We start from the raw sequence: 16,913 nt of genomic DNA, 5'->3' as shown, positions 1-16,913 counted from the left end.
GAGTCGGCGAAGTCGCGGTGATCGACGTCCCAGGGCAGGGGTCACCTTGGAGGCAATACATGGACGAGACGTTCGTCAACCCGTACACGTTCGTCCCCTTCCCCAGCAGACCACCAGTGCGGAAGCGTCCGCACGGGCACCTCGGGGACCCGAACCTGCTGTCGGGAGCGCTACATATCAGGATCACGGCCGAGGCACCGCTGCTGGTTCGCAACATCACCCGGCTATCAGAGGGCTCGGACCCCGGCCCGAGCTTGCCTCTTCACCCCGACGGAACGCCATTCATCCCGGGCTCGTCGCTGAAGGGAGCTCTGCGGTCACTGCACGAGACGCTGGCGAACGGATGCCTGCGGGTGTTCAACGCCAATTTCTCCCCGACCTACCGCGACAGCGCCGAGTCGGACGTGCCAGCGGACCTTCGGCTGGCACAGGTCACCCAGCACGACGATCCGAAGCAACCACCGACCATACGGCTCTGCGATGACGAGGAACCGCGACGACGCGTGGGCCAGGACCTGCTTCAGCAGCTCAACAGCGACGGCACCTTAACCTCCGGGCAGCTGCTGAGCATCGAAGACTTCAAGAAGGGGATGGCCACCGACGCCGAGCGGAACAAGCACGGCAAGTGGATGTTGTTTCTCAGCAACGCCAGCGCCCGTGAGACGAAACATCCGTATCGCGCCCACGTCGGCAAGCTCACGAGTCACTCGGCCGACGTCTCGGAGTCGGCGTGGCAGCGGTTCCAGCGTGCCGTGAAAGGCACCGATGATCAGCGCACCGCCCAGCAAGAGAGGCGCGGCAGCGACCAGAGGTTCGTCGACGTCACGTTCCAGTACGATCCCAAACAGCAGGGTAACGCCCCCGAACTGAAGCTGGGCTGGCGCTACGTAGCCAGCTCGCAGCTCTCCCCCGGTCAGCCGGTCTGGGTCCGGACGGACTCCTCCGGACAGCGAGTCACCGACCTGCGGCTGGCCATGATCTGGCGTCATCCGGCCGATGAGGGGGACACCGCCGGCGAGCGTGCCGAAGATTTCCCCCCGTGCTGCTCCGTCAACAAGCTCTGTCCGAGTTGCCGCATGTTCGGGTCCGCCGACGTCAAGGGCAAGGACGACGAGGTGGCCAGGCAGAACTCCTACCGCGGGCACGTGCGGTTCGGGGACGCCCAGGCCACGACGGACGTGCAGCCGCTGGAGGTGACGCTGCCTCCGATGGGGGCGCCCCGCCCGGGCGCGGGTCAGTTCTACCTCGTCAACGACCCTTCGACAGTGGGCAACGCGGGCAAGCCTCCGCTGCGCGAGTGGAGTTCGTCCGCCGACTTGCAGGAGAGGCGGCGTCTTCGGGGCCGGAAGTACTACTGGCACACCCCGCCCGCTGGGCAGGAGCCACCTGCACGAGGTACAGCTCGCGAGCATCAGACGAACGAAGAGATGCTCGCCGAGGCGGCGGCTTTTCCGGCCGGCACCGAGTTCACCGCTCGGCTGAGCTTCACCGACCTCGACCGCGAGCAGCTCGGTGGCCTGTTGGCAGTGCTGCAGCCCGGGTTATTGCTCGAGCGCGAGGGACTGCGGCATCACCTCGGCGGCGGCAGGTCGCTGGGTTATGGCACCTGCTCGATCTCCCTCGATCGCGAGGCGGGCTGGGTGCGCTACTCCGGCACCAGATACGGAGCGCCGGGCCCCGAAGTGAGCCTCGATGACGTGGCGGAGTTCCTCGACGAGTTCCAACGGTCGGAGTCCAGCAAGGACACCCTGCAGGAGATCGGTCCGCTGGTGGCGAAGGTGCTGGATCCGAGCAGCGTCGACCCGGACACGGTCTGGTACCCGCCCGGTGCCTCCTGGTCGAAGCGCGGAGAGAAAGAGTTCGACGACGGCTACGACTTCTGGCAGCAGAGCTCCGGTGCCGAGCTCAAGGAGGAAAAGGGCGTGCGGACCGGATACCCCCTCGCTCCCCTGCCCGACGTGAGTGCCCCCGACCAGTCCCTGCCCATCGTGAAGGACGACCAATCAGTGGAACTGCCTCGCCAGAAGCCGCTGCCGGGTGATCGCTGATGGCCGACTACCTGGACATCGGGGTGGTGCGCATCCAGTCGTGGCTGACCCGGACACCGGTGCTGCGCGGCCGCCGGGGCGCCTCCGCCATGATCAGTAGAGCGACCGAGCGGGAGGAGATCGAGAAGGCCCTCGCGCTGGTCGAGGGCCTGGCCGAGATCAACGAAGTGGCCGGCCAGGTGGACGGCGTGGTCTCCCTCCAGCTGCTCACCGGATCCAAAGACGGGATCAGGCAGGTCGAAGAAGCAGTCGCGAGCCATCTGCGTCAGCACCTTCCGGCCGCCAGCCTTCAAGCAACGTACTGGCGAGGCGAGACCTATCTCGACGCCCGCACCGGCGATCCGGTCGCCGAGCGCGACTGGCCGGCACCGGTCGCGGAGTGGCCACCCGGCCGACCCTGCCAGTGGTGCCGCACGTGGCCGGCCACCGAGGTCGTCGGGGTCGGTGACGACGGACAGGAAACGGCGCTGTGCGCGGACTGCCTGCTGCGCAACGACCCGCGAAATTCCGGGCGCAACACCAGCAGACGACGTATCCCCCGTGCCGAACGTGAGCTGCGGAAGCGACTCGGCGACGAGACCGCACCCCTGCCCGACGAGTTCCAGGTGCTCGCCCGCCAGGGGCCGAACGACGACAACACGCACCTGGCCACGCTGCACGCCGACGGCAACGCGATCGGCAAATTCATCAGACAGGTCCGCGGCAAGCAGCGGAAATCCCCCGGCACCAGTCTCAATGTGGCACAGCTCCTCGACGAGGCGACCTGGCAGGCCCTCGTCAGCGCGGTCCAGAGCGTTCACCAGGGCCGGGAGAAGCTTCCCGTGATCCCGCATCTGGTCGGTGGGGACGACGTGCTCGTCAGCGTGCCCGTCCACGACGGCTGGCGATTCGCCGAAGAGCTGCAGCACTCCTTCGACCAGCACCTGCAACGCTTCAGCAGCGAGCTGGCCACCACACTGCCGTCGTTGTCGGTGGGGTTGGTGATCCACCACGAGACGACGCCGTTCTCCACCGTCGTCGAGCTCGCAGAGAGCCTGCTGGGCAAGGCTAAGCAGGAGCACCGCGGGGACAGGGCCGCCCTCGCCTGGCAGGACATCACCAACGAGGGCCCGACCCCGACGGGACGTCCCAGCGTGCCGCACAGCGCGCTGCGCCAGCAGTGGGAAGCGCTCCGCGAGCTGGCCGGGCTCACCCCCTCGACTCGGTCACGACTCGCCCAGCTTCAGCGGGCTGTCCGGAAGGGCGAAGGCGGAGCCACGGAAGCTCGGGACGAGCACGTCGGGCGGCGTGGCCTCCACTCCGCAGTAGGACCGTTCGTGAGCGGAAACGCAATGGATCTTCTCGACGCCCTGGGGATGGTGCGGTGGTGGTCTCAGTCATGAACACGCTCGAGTTCCGCATCGCCTTCCACGGTCCCTTCCGCGTCTCACTCGGCCACGCCGACTCGGGCGTCGATACCACCCTGGACCCTGCCGATCCGCTGCCCGCCACCAGCCTGAAGGGCGTCATGCGGGCCACCGCGTTCAGTCTGCTCGGCCAAGACTCCCGGGCAGCACGAGAAGTGTTCGGCTCCGGCTCCCAGCCCTCGCCGTGGAGGTGGAGTCGCGCGCACATTTCTGCCGATCAGTGGCACGGTACTCGACCGGCTGCTCGGGTCAGCATCGACGAGGAGACGCACACCGCCAAGTCCGACATGCTGGCCGTCGCCGAGGAAGCCGGCGCCACATCCGCGACGTTTGCCATCACCCAGCACGGCCACCTGGATGCCGAGCAGTTCGCCGCGCACCGGGCGATCCTGACCATCGCCGCCCAGGCCACCCGCTCGGTCGGGGCGCTGCGCCGCCGCGGACTGGGCTGGGTCAGCATCCAGTGCACCAACCACGAACCGGACGAGGACAGCGTGCGCCGCTTCCTGGAGCTGAAAACATGACCGAGGCCATCCGCGTCACCGTCACCCTCGACGAGCCCATGGCCGCCCGCCAGGCCCGCGCGCACTTCCACCAGGACACCCACGACCACGTGCCCGGCACGGTGTTCCGCGGGGCACTGGCCGCGGCCTGGATTCGCCACCACGGCCCGCCCTCCACCGACGACACCGAGTTCGCCGAGATCTTCGAGGGCGAGGGCAGCTTCGGCCCCCTGCACTCGGCGGCGAGCCTGCCCGTGCCGATCAGTGTGAAGACGCACAAGTACGAGCCCAGCAAGGATTGCAAGCAGCTGTGGTGGGACAGGGCCACCGACGGTAACGCGGACATCTGTGACTGCTGTGGTGAGAAGCTGGAGAGCAGCAAGGGGGTCACCAACGGTGCTGTGGCGCGGGACAGCCGCACCCGAGCCTCGCTGGACACCAGCGGCGTAGCCGAGGACGGCAAACTGTTCAACCAGAGCACATTGCCCGCCAGGACACGTCTGCACGGCTGGGTCTACGGACCTGCCGTACGAGCCCTCCACCTCGATGGTGAACCGATCGACGCGCTCCTGCTCGGAGGCGGGCGCAGCGTACGCGGACGCGCCACCGTCGACCTCGACACCGACACCGAACCCGATCCCGTCGAGCAGGACGGCACCGTCATCGTGCTCCGACTGGCCGGACCCGGGATCTTCGTCGACGGACTGGGGATGCCGTCCGAGTGCCCCGACACCACCGAGCTGGCCGAGGTCCTCGGCGTCGACCACGTCGACATCGAGGACAAGTGGACCCGCTGGGAGGAGGTCGGAGGCTGGCACGCCGCCAGCGGTCTGCCCAAGCCGACCGAGCGCGTCATCGCGGCTGGATCCACGTACCGCCTGCGCTGCAGCGAAACCGCCAGCGAAGCTGCCCGCCGCACGCTCATGGCCCGGGGGGTTGGACTACGCCGCCGCGAGGGCTTCGGAGCGCTCTACCGCATGCCCGAACCGCCACGCGGCCTCCCCGACTGGAAAGGAACGGTCGCACCCCTTCGTGGGCACAAGAAGTTCCCGATCCTGATTCGAGCGCTTCGCAAACGCACGCAACAGGTGCGACAGGGCAGGCAGGACGACTCGATATTTCGACAAGAGCTCGACCCGGCCCGGAACTCCGCAAAGATCATCGCAGCTCTCGAAGGCCTGTTGAGCGTCACCGACGCCGACCGCTACAACCAGATCCTCGACTACCTGGAGTACGACCAGTGAAGGTCACCCTGTTCACCGTCCGGGTGCGAATGCTGGCCTCCGGCGGGGTCACCGGCCCGGAGTCGACCAAGACCTCCGAGGGAGGACACCTCCTCAAGCTGCGTCGCGACCCGGCCGGCAACATCCACCTGCCGGGCAGTACGGTCGCCGGAAGCCTGCGCGACCACTGCCGCGGTGACGATCGGCTCGTCGGTGTTCTCGGAGGAACTCCGGAGGAGACGAAGAAACCCTCGGCCATCCAGGTGCTCGGCACCGTGCCTCGGACATCGATACCTCATGACGAGGCCCTGTCCAGCCATGCCCGCACCGCCATCGACCGGGAGCGCGGTGCCGCCAGCAACAGCACCTTCCACTCCGTGCAACAGCTGCCTTCCGGAACCGAGTTCGACATCATGCTGCGCTGGGACGATCCCGACGAGCAGCAGTACCTCGCCTTCCTCGAAGCCGTGAAGACCTGGCATCCGCAGTTCGGGCGCGGGGCCAGCCACGGCAGCGGGCGCTGCGCCGTCGTCGGCTGGGGCACCGAGCACTACGACCTGACCACCACGGAAGGGCTGCTGGCCTGGATCCAGCAACAGAACTCCTATCCCAACCCCGACAAATCCCCCGGTGAGTCCGCTGGTGCGGCGCAGGTACTCGACCTGCCCATGGAGATCGTCGACGGGCTGCACATGGGCACGGGCAAGGCCGTCGAAGACGACGATGGAACCGATCTCAGCCGCATCATGCGTGACGACGAGGGCTACCCGATCCTGCCCGGCTCCAGCCTCAAAGGCGTTCTGCGCTCCCGCGTCGAGTACATCTGCCGAGTCGTCGGAGCACAGACGTGCCGCGATCAGCGGTGCGGTGACTGCCGCCCCTGCTGGCTCTTCGGCTACAGCGGTGACAACGGCCAGGCTCGCCGAGCCGCCGTGGCCGTGCTGGATGCCCGGATCACCGAAGCCCACGCGGAAAAGCGTCAGCACGTCGCCATCGACCGCTTCACCGGTGGCGCTGCCGACGCACTCCTCTACCGCGACGAAGTCATCACCGCCGGGCAGTTCCGGCTGCTCGTCGAAGAACTCGCCGAGCTCGACGAGACAGATCGGCTTCTCCTGCAAGCCGTCGCCACCGATCTGCACGACGGGCTCATCGGGCTCGGTTCCAACACCACTCGAGGACTGGGCACCGTCCGCATCACTGCCCCGTCCTGGACACCACCCGAAAACCTGAACCAGCTGGCAGCACTGCTCACGAACGGAAAGCACTCATGAGCGCCTGGACCCTGCGCGGCACCGGCCGCCGCGATGCCGACACGTGGAACCAGCTCCACGCTGTCACCGAATCCTGGACGGCAGCCTGGGCCGACGTCGAGGGCTTCCACCTTGAGACCATGCCCGCGACACCACCGGTCACGACCCATGTCTGGGCCTGGAGCACCGGCCGGTGGCTCCGAGTGCGCATCGACGGCGCCCACTGGTGGGCCGCTCTGCTCGCCAACAACAACGAGCAGGAAGACGACCTCTGGACTACGTCCGAGTCGATCGCTGAACCCAGCATCACCCCGCTGCGGCACTGGATGCCCGACGAAGGCCAGGTCAAGCAGTACCGCGGCAGCGACAACGTGCTGGGCGAGCACTCCATGATCCAGATCACGCCGCTGCGTCGCACCACCGCTGCCTTCCTCGGCCACGCATCCACACATCAGGCATAGCGCGATCACCCTGCGCAAGGGCGACTACGAGGGCGACTACGACGAACCAACGCCTGCGCATCGGCAGCTACAACCTGTGTGACTAGTTGCGATCCCTCGTAGGGGCGGTGCGGACACCCTCGCCGCAGGCCGCATTGGCTGCGGCGTTTGCGTTGCGATCCCTCATAGGGACGGTGCGGACCCTCGAAGCGCTGCTGAACCTGTACGGGGCGATGGAGTTGCGATCCCTCATAGGGGCAGTGCGGACCCGGTGGGACCGACGCAGTGGACAAGCAGACCTCGAGTTGCGATCCCTCGTAGGGACGGCGCGGACACCTCGATGCGACGTGCCTGGAGATGGCCTACATCGCGTTGCGATCCCTCGTAGGAACGGTACGGGCCGAACCCGACACGAACAAGGCCACGATCACCCTCGACGAGTTGCGATCCCTCGTAGGGGCAGTGCGGACGCGGTTCGCCCGCGCTACCGGCAAGGGGTCGTTCCAGTTGCGATCCCTCGTAGGGACGGTGCGGACAAGTTGATGATCTCGGGAAGCTCCACCGACCCGTTGTTGCGATCCCTCGTAGGGACGGTGCGGACCGCGCCGTGACCGCCCGCGTATCCGGCCGGTTCCCGTTGCGATCCCTCGTAGGGACGGTGCGGACCGGCAGGCGGACGAATGATCAAGGCAGAACAGGAAGTGTTGCGATCCCTCGTAGGGACGGTGCGGACCGGGGATGTGGTGGTTGGTGTCGGCTACAGCCGTCACAGGTTGCGATCCCTCGTAGGGACGGTGCGGACCATAACCCCATTCCTGCGGAGGACGTCGAAAAGGTGTTGCGATCCCTCGTAGGGACGGTGCGGACCCAAGGAAGGGCCACATCATGAACCAGCAGGACAGTTGCGATCCCTCGTAGGGGCGGTGCGGACCCGAGAGTAAAACCGCTGGGCATATCCGGTGTGATCTTGTTAAACAGCGGGTCGTGTCCAGCAAGCCGGAAGTCTGACGTTTCGTCGGGCTGGCTCACTGAAGATCGGGCATCCAGGATGCCACGAGAGTAGCCGTCAACCACACCCCAGGACCGCTGTTCCCATCCGCCTCGGCATCAGATCGATCGGTACCGCCGGCCCGGCGAAGTCACCTTGGAAAACCACTCCCCTTGGTCCGAGACTGAGCGAGATCAAGCCGGACCGAGCCGCGTCAGGACTTCGCCGTCGTGACCCACTCCGTGACCCGAAATGGAGTCGACACGGGTGGCCACAGCGGGATGACGGGGCCGACGATGTGACCATCGTCGCTGGTCGTTGTCGGTGTCGATGCTGCTCGGGCGCCTTCTAATCTCTAGGTCGTAGGTTCGAGTCCTACCGGGGGCACCACTTCCCACCAGGGAAAACAGTGCTCGTCCCGCAGGCGAGCACGGCGCGCTCACTGTGTCGAGCCCGAGGAGCGACGACGTCCCGTGTCCTCGGTCTCCTGCCGGGCGGATACCGCGAGGCAGGACCGCCGGGTCTCGGCACGATAACGAAATCGGGACCCCGACGCCGACGAACGTCGGCAGGTGCCGGGTTGCGCGACCCGCCCCGTCTCGGTCGACGCCCGTGGCGGTCGGCCCTGGCACGCGCGGCGGTAGGCGCTGGGAGTGGTGTGGGCGTCGCCAGCCGGCAAGGCCCGCAGGTTGGCCACGGTACCCCGGCCGACGCGGTGGGCGATGTCGGCGACGGCGAGCCGTTCGTCGAGGTGCCGGCAGGCCCACCACGCTGCCGGCCACCGAGCCGGGTGTGGGCTCGCAGACGGTGACGGCGTAACGACGACGCTGGTCGGGGTGGGCGAAGACCTGCAGCGGGAGGGCCATGTCGAACAGCACGACCTCGGACAGGGCGAGCACGCGACGTCCGGTTGCACTGGACCGACCAGCCCTACGTCCGGCACGTCGACGACGGCCCGGAGGTCTTCGTCGTCCTGGACGGCGCCGTGGACATGCACTACCGCCAGGACGACCGGGAACGGATCGAACGCCTCGCTCACGGACGCGTCTGCCACGCCGACATCGGTGACGAACACGTCGCTCACCCCGCACCGGAAGCGAGGAGCCTCGTCGTCGAGCGAAAGGACAGCGTGTAGCGAACCGGCCTCGCCCGCACGGGGGGCAGAGTTCACCACCGGCGACGGAGCCGGGAGCCGGGACGGGCCCCGGCTCCCGGAGCCGCGAGGATCAGTAACGAACCTGCTGGTCAGCGGCCGGAGCGGAGTCCACGAACAGCTCGGGCGGTACAGCCACACCCGCGGCGAAGTTCCGGTCCACCTCGGCGGCTTCCTCCCCGTTGGGGTGCGCGCTGGAGCAGTCGGTGCCCGCGCTGTGACCCGACATCAGCTCCTCGCAGACGCCGGTACGGCGGTCGGGCAGTCCGAAGATGTGGCCGAACTCGTGCGCGGCGATGCGGGTGGGGTCGTGGCCCTGGTCGACGGCCTGCCGACCCATCCAGATCTTCCCGCGCCCCAGCCCGTCGGTCCGGGCGCGCGGCCAGCCGTCATCTGCCACGACGACCACGTCGGCGGAGCCATCGGCGGGTTCCAACCGCACGTTGTCCACGCTGCTGTTCCAGATCCGCGCGGCCTCGTCCACGACGTCGCGGAAATCGGCCGCTCCGCCGGCGTCGTAGGTGACCACACGCGGGGCCGCTTCCGGGGCGGCCACAGCCGTTCCGGCCACGGGCAGCCCGACCAGCGCCAGCAGTGCGATCGCGAAAACGGCGAAAACGGATCTCGACCTGAACGGATTCATCTATCCTCCTCGGGACGGAAACGACGGGCGGTCGAGAAACATAGCCGCGCCGAGCCAGGCCGGGAACAGTCATAAGTGGCACGGCCGGGCCACCGATCAGTGGAGGAATCACGAGCCTGAGCGCCCTCGCAGTGGCATGGCGGGCATGGGCCGAACTCGGCGAGAAGCTCGACGACGAGCAGTGGTCCCGGCCCACCAGACTCGAAGGCTGGAACGCCAAGCACGTCTACGCCCACCACAGTGGTTTTCCGGCCGGGCTGGTCGCGCTCAACGCGGCACCTCCTGCGCGGGGAGCACTCACTCACACCAGTAGCGCCGAGCTACTCGCCGACATGCAGCGGGCGGGAGGTCCGGCCGACGCGATGGCCGACCAACTCCGTCATCAGGCCGTCGAGCACGCCGCCGCGCATTCGACCTCCGAACTCGTCGAAGCGTTCACCACGACGGCTCCCCGGGCCATCGCCGAATGCGAGCAGCTCGATCCCACGCGCCCGATCGACTACACCGGCATGGGGATCGTGCCCCGGGGCGAAGCGGGGCGGATCGTCCTGATGGAAGCGGTCGTGCACTACTTCGACATCGCTTCGGCCCTGGGCATGACGATGCCCGGGCCGATGGCCGGTGAGCCCGTCCGGGACACGACCCTGCTGCTCGCCGAAGTGGCCGATCCGGTCGCGCTGATCGAGGCCGCCACCGGACGGGGCGAGCCGCCCGTGTTCCCCGTGCTGCGCTGAAGCACCGTTCGGGAAACGTGTAGAAGCGTTCCTGAGCCGTCGCATTCGGCGCGGCGCTGGCCCCGGACCGGTCGGGCCTTCCCGTGGCGGTACTCCCCGCACCACCCCTCTTGTCCTCGCGTCCCGTGGTCATTACCGTGCCCTAAAACTTACAGCGTTAGTTATTTGGCGCACAGTACGGCTCACGAATCCGGCCCCGACCACGAAGGGCGCCCGACATGGCCATCACCCAGGCACCTCCCCGGCGCGTGGCACTCGCCAGTCTCATCGGCACCACCATCGAGTGGTACGACTTCTTCATCTACGGCACGGCCGCCGCCCTGGTGTTCGACCAGATGTTCTTCCCCTCGTTCGATCCCGTGATGGGCACCCTGGCCGCTTTCGCCAGCTTCGCCATCGGCTTCATCGCCCGGCCTCTCGGCGGTGCCGTGTTCGCCCACTTCGGTGATCGCGTGGGCCGCAAACCGATGCTGGTCTGGTCGCTGACGCTGATGGGCACGGCGACGCTGCTCATGGGCCTGCTGCCCGGATACGCCACCATCGGGGTGTGGGCACCGGTGCTGCTCGTCCTGCTGCGTTTCGCCCAGGGCATCGGTGTGGGCGGCGAGTGGGGCGGCGCCGCGCTCATGGCCGTCGAACACGCACCGGATCACCGGCGGGGCTTCTACGGAAGTTGGCCGCAGATCGGCGTGCCCGCCGGTCTGCTGCTGGGCAACGTCACCTTCTCCATCGTCTCCGCGAGCCTCAGCAACGAGCAGTTCATGGCCTGGGGATGGCGCGTGCCGTTCCTGTGCAGCGCCGTACTGATCATGGCGGGCTTCATCATCCGGCTCAAGATCAGCGAGAGCCCGGTCTTCGAGAAGGTGATGCGGAACAAGGAGAAGACGCGCACACCGCTGCTGGAGGTCCTGCGCACCCACCCGAAGAATCTCGCACTGGCTACCGGGGCGTTCATCGGCACCCACGCCACCTTCTACATCACCAGCACCTGGATGGTCTCCTACGCCACGGAAACACTGGCCTACGAGCGCACCACCGTCCTCAACGCCAACTCGCTGCTGAGCTTCTCCGACATCCCGCTGATCCTGCTCTTCGGACTGCTGTCCGACCGCATCGGACGACGTCCGATGTTCCTGGGCGGCATGGCGGTACTCGCGCTGTTCGCGGTGCCGTACTTCCTGCTGGTCGACACGGGGATGATCGGACTGTTCCTGATCGGCGGCTTCGTCGTGCAGTGTTGCCGCAGCGCGGTCTACGGCCCCCAGTCGGCCTACTTCTCCGAACTGTTCGACGCCCGATTCCGCTACAGCGGGGTCTCGATCAGCTACCAGCTGGCCTCGATCCTCGGTGGCGGCATCGCCCCCATGATCTGCACCGCGCTGTTCGCATGGACCGGATCGTCGATGGCGATCGCGGGCTACGCGATCGTGCTCGCCGTGATCTCGTTCCTGTCGAGCTACTGGCTGACCGAAACCCACCGCGGGAACCGGGCCGCGACACTCGCACCGGCCGGGGAGGAACCCGCCACGACCTGACTCACCCCAGCACCGGCAGGCCTACGGCGGCGTCGACGGCGATGGCGACGAACAGGACCGTGAGATAGCTGTTGGACAAGTGGAACAGCTTCATCGGGTTGACGTCGTCGCCTCGGCGCACCGAGGCGTGCAGCCGCTGAGCCACGACCAGGAAGGTCGCTCCCACCAGGAGCGCCGAAGCGATGTAGATCCAGCTCGTCACGGGGAACAGCAACAACGTGCACGCCACGGTCGCCCACGAGTAGGCCAGGATGCGGGCGGAAACCTGGCGCGGGGTGGCGACCACGGGCAGCATCGGAACCCCGGCACGTTCGTAGTCGTCCCGGTACTTCATGGCCAGCGACCAGAAGTGCGGCGGGGTCCACAGGAACACGACGCCGAACATCACCACGGCCGGCCAGTCGACCGTGCCGGACACCGCGGCCCAGCCGGTCACCACCGGCATGCATCCGGCGGCCCCGCCCCAAACGATGTTCTGGGAGGTGCGCCGCTTCAGCACCAGGGTGTAGACGAAGACGTAGAACAGGGTCGCCGCGAGCGCGAGACCGGCCGCCACCAGGTTCGCTCCCAGGCCCAGAACGGCGAAGGAGAGCACGCTCAGCGCGATGCCGAAGACCAGCGCATGGCTGCGCGGGACGCTGTAGCTCACCAGCGGTCGTGACTTGGTGCGGTCCATCACGGCGTCGATGTCGGAATCGGCGACGCAGTTCAGCGCGTTGGCGCTGCCCGCCGCCATCGCCCCGCCGAGCAGCGTGACCACCACCAGACCGAGGTCGGGGATCCCCCTGGCCGCGAGGAACATCGCCGGGATCGTGGTGACGAGCAGCAGCTCGATGACACGGGGTTTGGTCAGCGCCACGTAGGCACTCAGCACGGTGCGTGGACCGGAGTGCCGCGCCGTCCGCGTGGCGGTCATGACAGTGCCGACCGGGTGTCGGCGGCGGCTCCGTCCTGGTGCCGACCGGCCCAGTCCCGATACCAGCGGACCACCCTGCGCTCGGCGAAGAAGGCACCGAACGGCACGGTCCCGGCGAGCAGGACCAGCAGCATCCTCCCGAGCTGAACCCGGAGAAGCCTGGTGAGGAAGAGCGCGACCAGCAGGTAGACCATGTACAGCCACCCGTGGGCGATGCCGATCGTGGTCGTCCAGGTCTCACCGAACCGCTGGATGCCGCTTCCGTCCGGCCAGCCGTACTTGAGCACCACGGCCACACACAGCGCGATCAGCAGGACGGCTGTCACGTAGGCCATGACTCGATAGCAGGCCAACAGAACACTCGGCTTCACGACAACTCCCTCAATCCCGTCTCGCGTCGCCAACCCCGTGCCGATGACGAGAAGTTGGTCACGCCGGGAGCGACGACCGGACGGCGAGACGCGACCACCACACGTTTTCGTTCCAACAGACCCTACGTCACGTGTCGCACACCCATGCGGCGACCGTGCCGCACAGTGTTCCCGACCACGTCACGATCGCCGAGGTCACTGCGGAACGGTGACCCCGGGAAAGCGGTACGCCCGCGCGATCAACTCGTAGGAGCGGAGTTTCGCGTCCCGGTCGGGGATGTTGGCCGTGAGCATCAGCTCGTCCGCGCCGGTGCGCTCGCGAAGCTCGTCGAGGCCGGCACGCACCGTCTCGGGTGAGCCGTAGACGGCATCGGCCAGCCAGTTGTCCACGAAGGCCCGCTCCCGCTCGGAGTAGGGGTACTCGGCGGCCTCCTTGACGGTGGGCATCCGGCCCGGATTGCCCATCCTCAGCCGCAGCATGCTCAGCGCGATGGGGCGGGTGAGCTCGAGGGCCTCCTCGTCGGTGTCGGCCGCGACGACCTGCACACCGATCTTCGCGTACGGCTCGTCGAGCACCTCCGAGGGCTTGAACGAGTCCCGGTAGAGCTTGAGCGCGGGCAACGTGTTGTCGGCGCTGAAGTGGTGGGCGAAGGAGAACGGCAGTCCGAGCGAACCCGCGACCTGGGCGCTGAAGCCGCTGGAGCCCAGCAACCACACGGGCGGCATCGGCCCGTGCGGGATCGCGTGGACGTCGACGTAGGGGTGGTCGGCGGGGAAGTCGTCATCGAGGAAGGCGATCAGTTCGCCGAGCTGCTGGGGGAAGTCGTCGGCCGACAGCGGTCCGGTCGTGCGCCGCAGCGCGCGGGCGGTGCCCTGGTCGGTACCGGGAGCGCGGCCGAGACCGAGATCGATCCGGCCCGGGTACAACGCCTGGAGGGTGCCGAACTGCTCGGCGACCACCAGCGGCGCGTGGTTCGGCAGCATCACGCCACCCGAACCGAGCCGGAGCGTGTTGGTCACCGCGGCCAGGTGCGCGATCAGCACGGAGGGGGACGAACTGGCGATACCGGGCATCCCGTGGTGCTCGGCGACCCAGAAGCGGTGGTAGCCCCAGCGCTCCACGGAGCGAGCCAGCTCGGCGGAGGTGCTCAGGGCCTGCGAGGGGCTGGTGTCGACCCCGACTGGAGCCAGGTCCAGCACCGACAGCGGGACGGGCGACTCCCCGCGGGCGATTCCTCGGATCGGGTGCGACTCCGCCTCGGACGGCTGCTCGTTGCCGAGCGCGGTACGGGAGGGGTTGGCGACGGTGTCCATCGAACGGTGCAACCCGTTCACTCCGTCCGTTGTTCCCACGGACGGCGTGGACCGGAAGCGGAGTCGGCGGGCGGAGCCCGGCCGGGTCACGTCCGGGCGTCCGTGCGGACCCGCACGCGCGACCGGACGCTAGCTCTCGACGCTGAGACCGGCTTCGGCCGCGAGCGACGGTGCGACCGAGGTGGCTTGTTCGAGGGTGATCCGCGCGCCCCCCAAACGCGAGACACCGCGCGCCCCGAGCAGGTCCGACGTGCGCAGATCGCAGTCCACGGCCTTGTTCACCTCGAAACCGGCACCGTCGAGCGAGCACTCGTGGAAGATCACGTTCGACAGGTCACCGGTGATCGTGGCCTCCCGAAACCGGCACTCCGCGAACACGAGCGCCCCCCTGACCTTTTCCACGTGGATCGCCGCGTAATCCAGTCGACAGCCGTCCAGGTACACGTCGTCGGCCCTTTCCAGCGACAGCCGCAGACCGATGGCGCGACCGCGGAGGATTTCCGTGCGGTTGGCCCTGACGGACTGCCAGGAGGCATTGGACAGGTCGACGTCCTCGAACCGGACGTCGGAAAGTTCCAGCGGCGCGAATCGACTTCCCGCAAAGTCCGCTTTCCGGACCGACGACCGAACCAGTGACCCCCCACCACGGACACCGGTGAAGTCACCTGATGTCACTTCGACCTCGTCGCAGTCGAAATCGTCCCGAAAAGTGACGTCCTCGGCCGTCAGATCGGCCGGATCGAACGACGGACGTCGTACGGCCCGCCCGCCGGCGGGGGCACGGGGATCCATGCCCGAACCCTACTCGACGGATCCACCGTCGGATGCGGAACTCGCGTTCACTCCGGCTCGGCGGTGAGGGCGTACGAGTGGCGGGAAACCGGCTCGGGGGACTGCCGCCGTCGCAGGATCGAGTCGCGGATCTCCCCGGCGCGCACGGCACCGTTGGACAGCAGCGACGAGGTGATGCCGTGGGTGTGTTCCGTGGCCCCCTGCAGGTAGATACCGCCCCGCAGTTCGTCCGTGGTGTGCACCCGGTAGTCCCGGGTGACGCGAAGCCGACCGTCCTCGTCGCTGAGGCAGTGCTGCCCGGCCGCGCCGAGCAGTCGCAGCGGGTCGTCCGGAAGGCACCCCGTGGCATAGATCAGCAGGTCGGAGTCCAAGGCGACCCGCTCACCGGTCGGCAGGAACTCCGCCGTCACGCGCGCTCCGTCCGGCCGGGATTCGACGGCGGCCAACCGCGAGGCGTTGAGTATCCGCAACCGTTGCCGTCCCCGGACCTTCTCCTGGTAGACGCGGGCGTATAGCTCCTCGATGAGTTCGAGGTCGACCACCGAGTAGTTGGTGTTGCCGTGGTACTCCATCAGCATCCGCTTGACCTCGGCGGGTGAGGAGTAGAAGTCGTCCACGGCCTGCGGATCGAAGATCCTGTTGGCGAACGGGCTGTCGTCGGCCGGGGTGTGGCCGTAACGAGCGAACACCGAACAGACCTCGGTGCGGGGGAATCTGCGATGCAGGTACTCGGTGACCTCGGCCGCGCTCTGCCCCGCACCGACGACGGTGATCCGCCCGGGATCCGTGCCGTCGAGTTCCTCGACCCGGTGCAGCAGGTCGAGGTTGTGCCACACCCGGTCACCCAGTTCGGCCCCGCTGGGGACGTTCGCCCGCAGCCCCGTGGCGATCACGATGTCGCGCGCCCGGTACACCGAGAGCCGGCCGGGATCGTCACCCTGGCGCACGACGACGTCGAAGTAGTCGATGCGGCCGTCGACGAGGACGGGGCGGACCTCGACGACCTCGGAGTCGTAGTGCGCGAAGTGGTCGAGTCGTCCCGCGGCCCACTCCAGGTAGTCGTGGTACTCGACTCGAGTGGGAAACATCGTTTTGTGGTTGATGAAGTCGGTCAGTCGTCCACGGTCGTGCAGATAGGACAGGAACGAGAAGTCGCTGGCCGGGTCCCGCGTGGTCACGAGGTCCTTGAGGAACGAGACCTGCATCGTGGTGCCCTCGATCAGCATTCCCCTGTGCCAGCCGAAGGACGGCTGTTGCTCGAAGAACAGGGCGTCGAGCCGATTCCGTCGGTTCGACCGGCGGTTGTGCTCCTCGATCGCCACCGCCAGGGCCAGATTGGAGGGACCGAATCCGATTCCCACCAAGTCGTGGACGGCGCCTTGCGTTTCGGTCGGTGACACAGACACTGTTGTCCCCTCGTCGCCCGTGTCCACGGGCGGTGCGAGTCGTTTTCGAATGATTCAGGACGCATTTGGTCAAAGCGGCGGAGCCGCTTTGGAGCCATGTACGCAGCTTGTTCGCCGGGGGTTCTCAGGCGTCGCCTCGCGAGGACAGCAGCCACGTGGCCCAGTACCTACTCGATGTGGCTGCTCCC

Annotated in this window: 15 protein-coding genes; 9 read left to right on the top strand and 6 right to left on the bottom strand. The window is 67.7% G+C overall.

The annotated features are described in order from the left end of the window. Positions 1–59 precede the first annotated feature (59 nt). From FHX42_RS12785 to FHX42_RS12755, 7 genes are all read left to right on the top strand, one after another. Entirely contained in the window at positions 60–2,048 is a 1,989-nt protein-coding gene (locus FHX42_RS12785) for a TIGR03986 family type III CRISPR-associated RAMP protein (protein ID WP_182544492.1), read from the top strand. Further along, entirely contained in the window at positions 2,048–3,430 is a 1,383-nt protein-coding gene (locus FHX42_RS12780; RefSeq protein ID WP_182544491.1) for a Cas10/Cmr2 second palm domain-containing protein, read from the top strand. The genes FHX42_RS12785 and FHX42_RS12780 overlap by 1 nt, the downstream gene beginning before the upstream one ends. Then, positions 3,427–3,978 carry an RAMP superfamily CRISPR-associated protein gene (locus FHX42_RS12775; protein WP_235987280.1) on the top strand — a complete coding sequence of 184 codons (552 nt, stop codon included), beginning with the start codon at positions 3,427–3,429 and terminating at the stop codon, positions 3,976–3,978. Before FHX42_RS12780 ends, FHX42_RS12775 begins: the two co-directional genes overlap by 4 nt. Further along, positions 3,975–5,201, top strand: coding sequence for a type III-B CRISPR module-associated Cmr3 family protein (locus tag FHX42_RS12770; RefSeq protein WP_182544490.1), 1,227 nt, complete (start codon positions 3,975–3,977; stop codon positions 5,199–5,201). Before FHX42_RS12775 ends, FHX42_RS12770 begins: the two co-directional genes overlap by 4 nt. Next, positions 5,198–6,454 carry an RAMP superfamily CRISPR-associated protein gene (locus FHX42_RS12765; protein ID WP_182544489.1) on the top strand — a complete coding sequence of 419 codons (1,257 nt, stop codon included), beginning with the start codon at positions 5,198–5,200 and terminating at the stop codon, positions 6,452–6,454. Before FHX42_RS12770 ends, FHX42_RS12765 begins: the two co-directional genes overlap by 4 nt. Then, the gene (locus FHX42_RS12760; RefSeq protein ID WP_182544488.1) at positions 6,451–6,894 is read left to right on the top strand and encodes a hypothetical protein; all 444 of its coding nucleotides are present in this window, start codon (positions 6,451–6,453) and stop codon (positions 6,892–6,894) included. Before FHX42_RS12765 ends, FHX42_RS12760 begins: the two co-directional genes overlap by 4 nt. 1,877 nt (positions 6,895–8,771) lie before the next feature. Next, positions 8,772–8,996, top strand: coding sequence for a cupin (locus FHX42_RS12755; protein ID WP_182544487.1), 225 nt, complete (start codon positions 8,772–8,774; stop codon positions 8,994–8,996). 91 nt (positions 8,997–9,087) lie between these two features. On the opposite strand, the gene FHX42_RS12750 is transcribed toward FHX42_RS12755, so the two are convergent. Next, positions 9,088–9,657 (bottom strand): snapalysin family zinc-dependent metalloprotease, encoded by a 570-nt coding sequence (locus FHX42_RS12750; protein WP_182544486.1) that lies wholly within the window; start codon positions 9,655–9,657, stop codon positions 9,088–9,090. A 131-nt stretch (positions 9,658–9,788) separates the two neighbouring features. On the opposite strand from FHX42_RS12750, the gene FHX42_RS12745 reads away from it, so the two are divergent. Both FHX42_RS12745 and FHX42_RS12740 read left to right on the top strand, forming a co-directional pair. Beyond that, positions 9,789–10,391 carry a maleylpyruvate isomerase N-terminal domain-containing protein gene (locus FHX42_RS12745; protein ID WP_328796088.1) on the top strand — a complete coding sequence of 201 codons (603 nt, stop codon included), beginning with the start codon at positions 9,789–9,791 and terminating at the stop codon, positions 10,389–10,391. 218 nt (positions 10,392–10,609) lie between these two features. Continuing rightward, positions 10,610–11,926: an MFS transporter gene (locus tag FHX42_RS12740; protein ID WP_182544485.1), complete on the top strand. Its 1,317-nt coding sequence runs from the start codon at positions 10,610–10,612 to the stop codon at positions 11,924–11,926. A 1-nt stretch (position 11,927) separates the two neighbouring features. Here FHX42_RS12740 and FHX42_RS12735 read toward each other — a convergent pair whose 3' ends face one another. The 5 genes from FHX42_RS12735 to FHX42_RS12715 all read right to left on the bottom strand — a co-directional run bounded on the left by FHX42_RS12735 (position 11,928) and on the right by FHX42_RS12715 (position 16,719). Continuing rightward, positions 11,928–12,842 (bottom strand): heme o synthase, encoded by a 915-nt coding sequence (locus tag FHX42_RS12735; protein WP_182544484.1) that lies wholly within the window; start codon positions 12,840–12,842, stop codon positions 11,928–11,930. Continuing rightward, a complete protein-coding gene (locus FHX42_RS12730; RefSeq protein WP_182544483.1) occupies positions 12,839–13,213 on the bottom strand; it encodes a DUF3817 domain-containing protein in 375 nt (124 codons plus the stop codon). Before FHX42_RS12730 ends, FHX42_RS12735 begins: the two co-directional genes overlap by 4 nt. Before the next feature lie 195 nt (positions 13,214–13,408). Then, positions 13,409–14,539: an LLM class flavin-dependent oxidoreductase gene (locus FHX42_RS12725; RefSeq protein ID WP_407926242.1), complete on the bottom strand. Its 1,131-nt coding sequence runs from the start codon at positions 14,537–14,539 to the stop codon at positions 13,409–13,411. A gap of 117 nt (positions 14,540–14,656) precedes the next feature. Then, positions 14,657–15,319 (bottom strand): pentapeptide repeat-containing protein, encoded by a 663-nt coding sequence (locus tag FHX42_RS12720; RefSeq protein WP_182544482.1) that lies wholly within the window; start codon positions 15,317–15,319, stop codon positions 14,657–14,659. Between the two features lie 47 nt (positions 15,320–15,366). After that, entirely contained in the window at positions 15,367–16,719 is a 1,353-nt protein-coding gene (locus tag FHX42_RS12715; protein ID WP_328796087.1) for a lysine N(6)-hydroxylase/L-ornithine N(5)-oxygenase family protein, read from the bottom strand. Between the last annotated feature and the right edge of the window lie 194 nt (positions 16,720–16,913).

It is taken from the genome of Halosaccharopolyspora lacisalsi, from assembly GCF_014137975.1.
Classification (GTDB): domain Bacteria; phylum Actinomycetota; class Actinomycetes; order Mycobacteriales; family Pseudonocardiaceae; genus Halosaccharopolyspora; species Halosaccharopolyspora lacisalsi.
Note: the sequence above shows the minus strand (reverse complement) of the source record. Positions and strands in the feature narration are given on the sequence as shown.

What these genes read in the sequence shown, in the direction of transcription:
- FHX42_RS12785 (WP_182544492.1), top strand. Translation starts at nt 60, where the DNA reads ATGGACGAGACGTTCGTCAACCCGTACACGTTCGTCCCCTTCCCCAGC.
- FHX42_RS12780 (WP_182544491.1), top strand. Translation starts at nt 2,048, where the DNA reads ATGGCCGACTACCTGGACATCGGGGTGGTGCGCATCCAGTCGTGGCTG.
- FHX42_RS12775 (WP_235987280.1), top strand. Translation starts at nt 3,427, where the DNA reads ATGAACACGCTCGAGTTCCGCATCGCCTTCCACGGTCCCTTCCGCGTC.
- FHX42_RS12770 (WP_182544490.1), top strand. Translation starts at nt 3,975, where the DNA reads ATGACCGAGGCCATCCGCGTCACCGTCACCCTCGACGAGCCCATGGCC.
- FHX42_RS12760 (WP_182544488.1), top strand. Translation starts at nt 6,451, where the DNA reads ATGAGCGCCTGGACCCTGCGCGGCACCGGCCGCCGCGATGCCGACACG.
- FHX42_RS12750 (WP_182544486.1), bottom strand. Translation starts at nt 9,657, where the DNA reads ATGAATCCGTTCAGGTCGAGATCCGTTTTCGCCGTTTTCGCGATCGCA.
- FHX42_RS12740 (WP_182544485.1), top strand. Translation starts at nt 10,610, where the DNA reads ATGGCCATCACCCAGGCACCTCCCCGGCGCGTGGCACTCGCCAGTCTC.
- FHX42_RS12735 (WP_182544484.1), bottom strand. Translation starts at nt 12,842, where the DNA reads ATGACCGCCACGCGGACGGCGCGGCACTCCGGTCCACGCACCGTGCTG.
- FHX42_RS12720 (WP_182544482.1), bottom strand. Translation starts at nt 15,319, where the DNA reads ATGGATCCCCGTGCCCCCGCCGGCGGGCGGGCCGTACGACGTCCGTCG.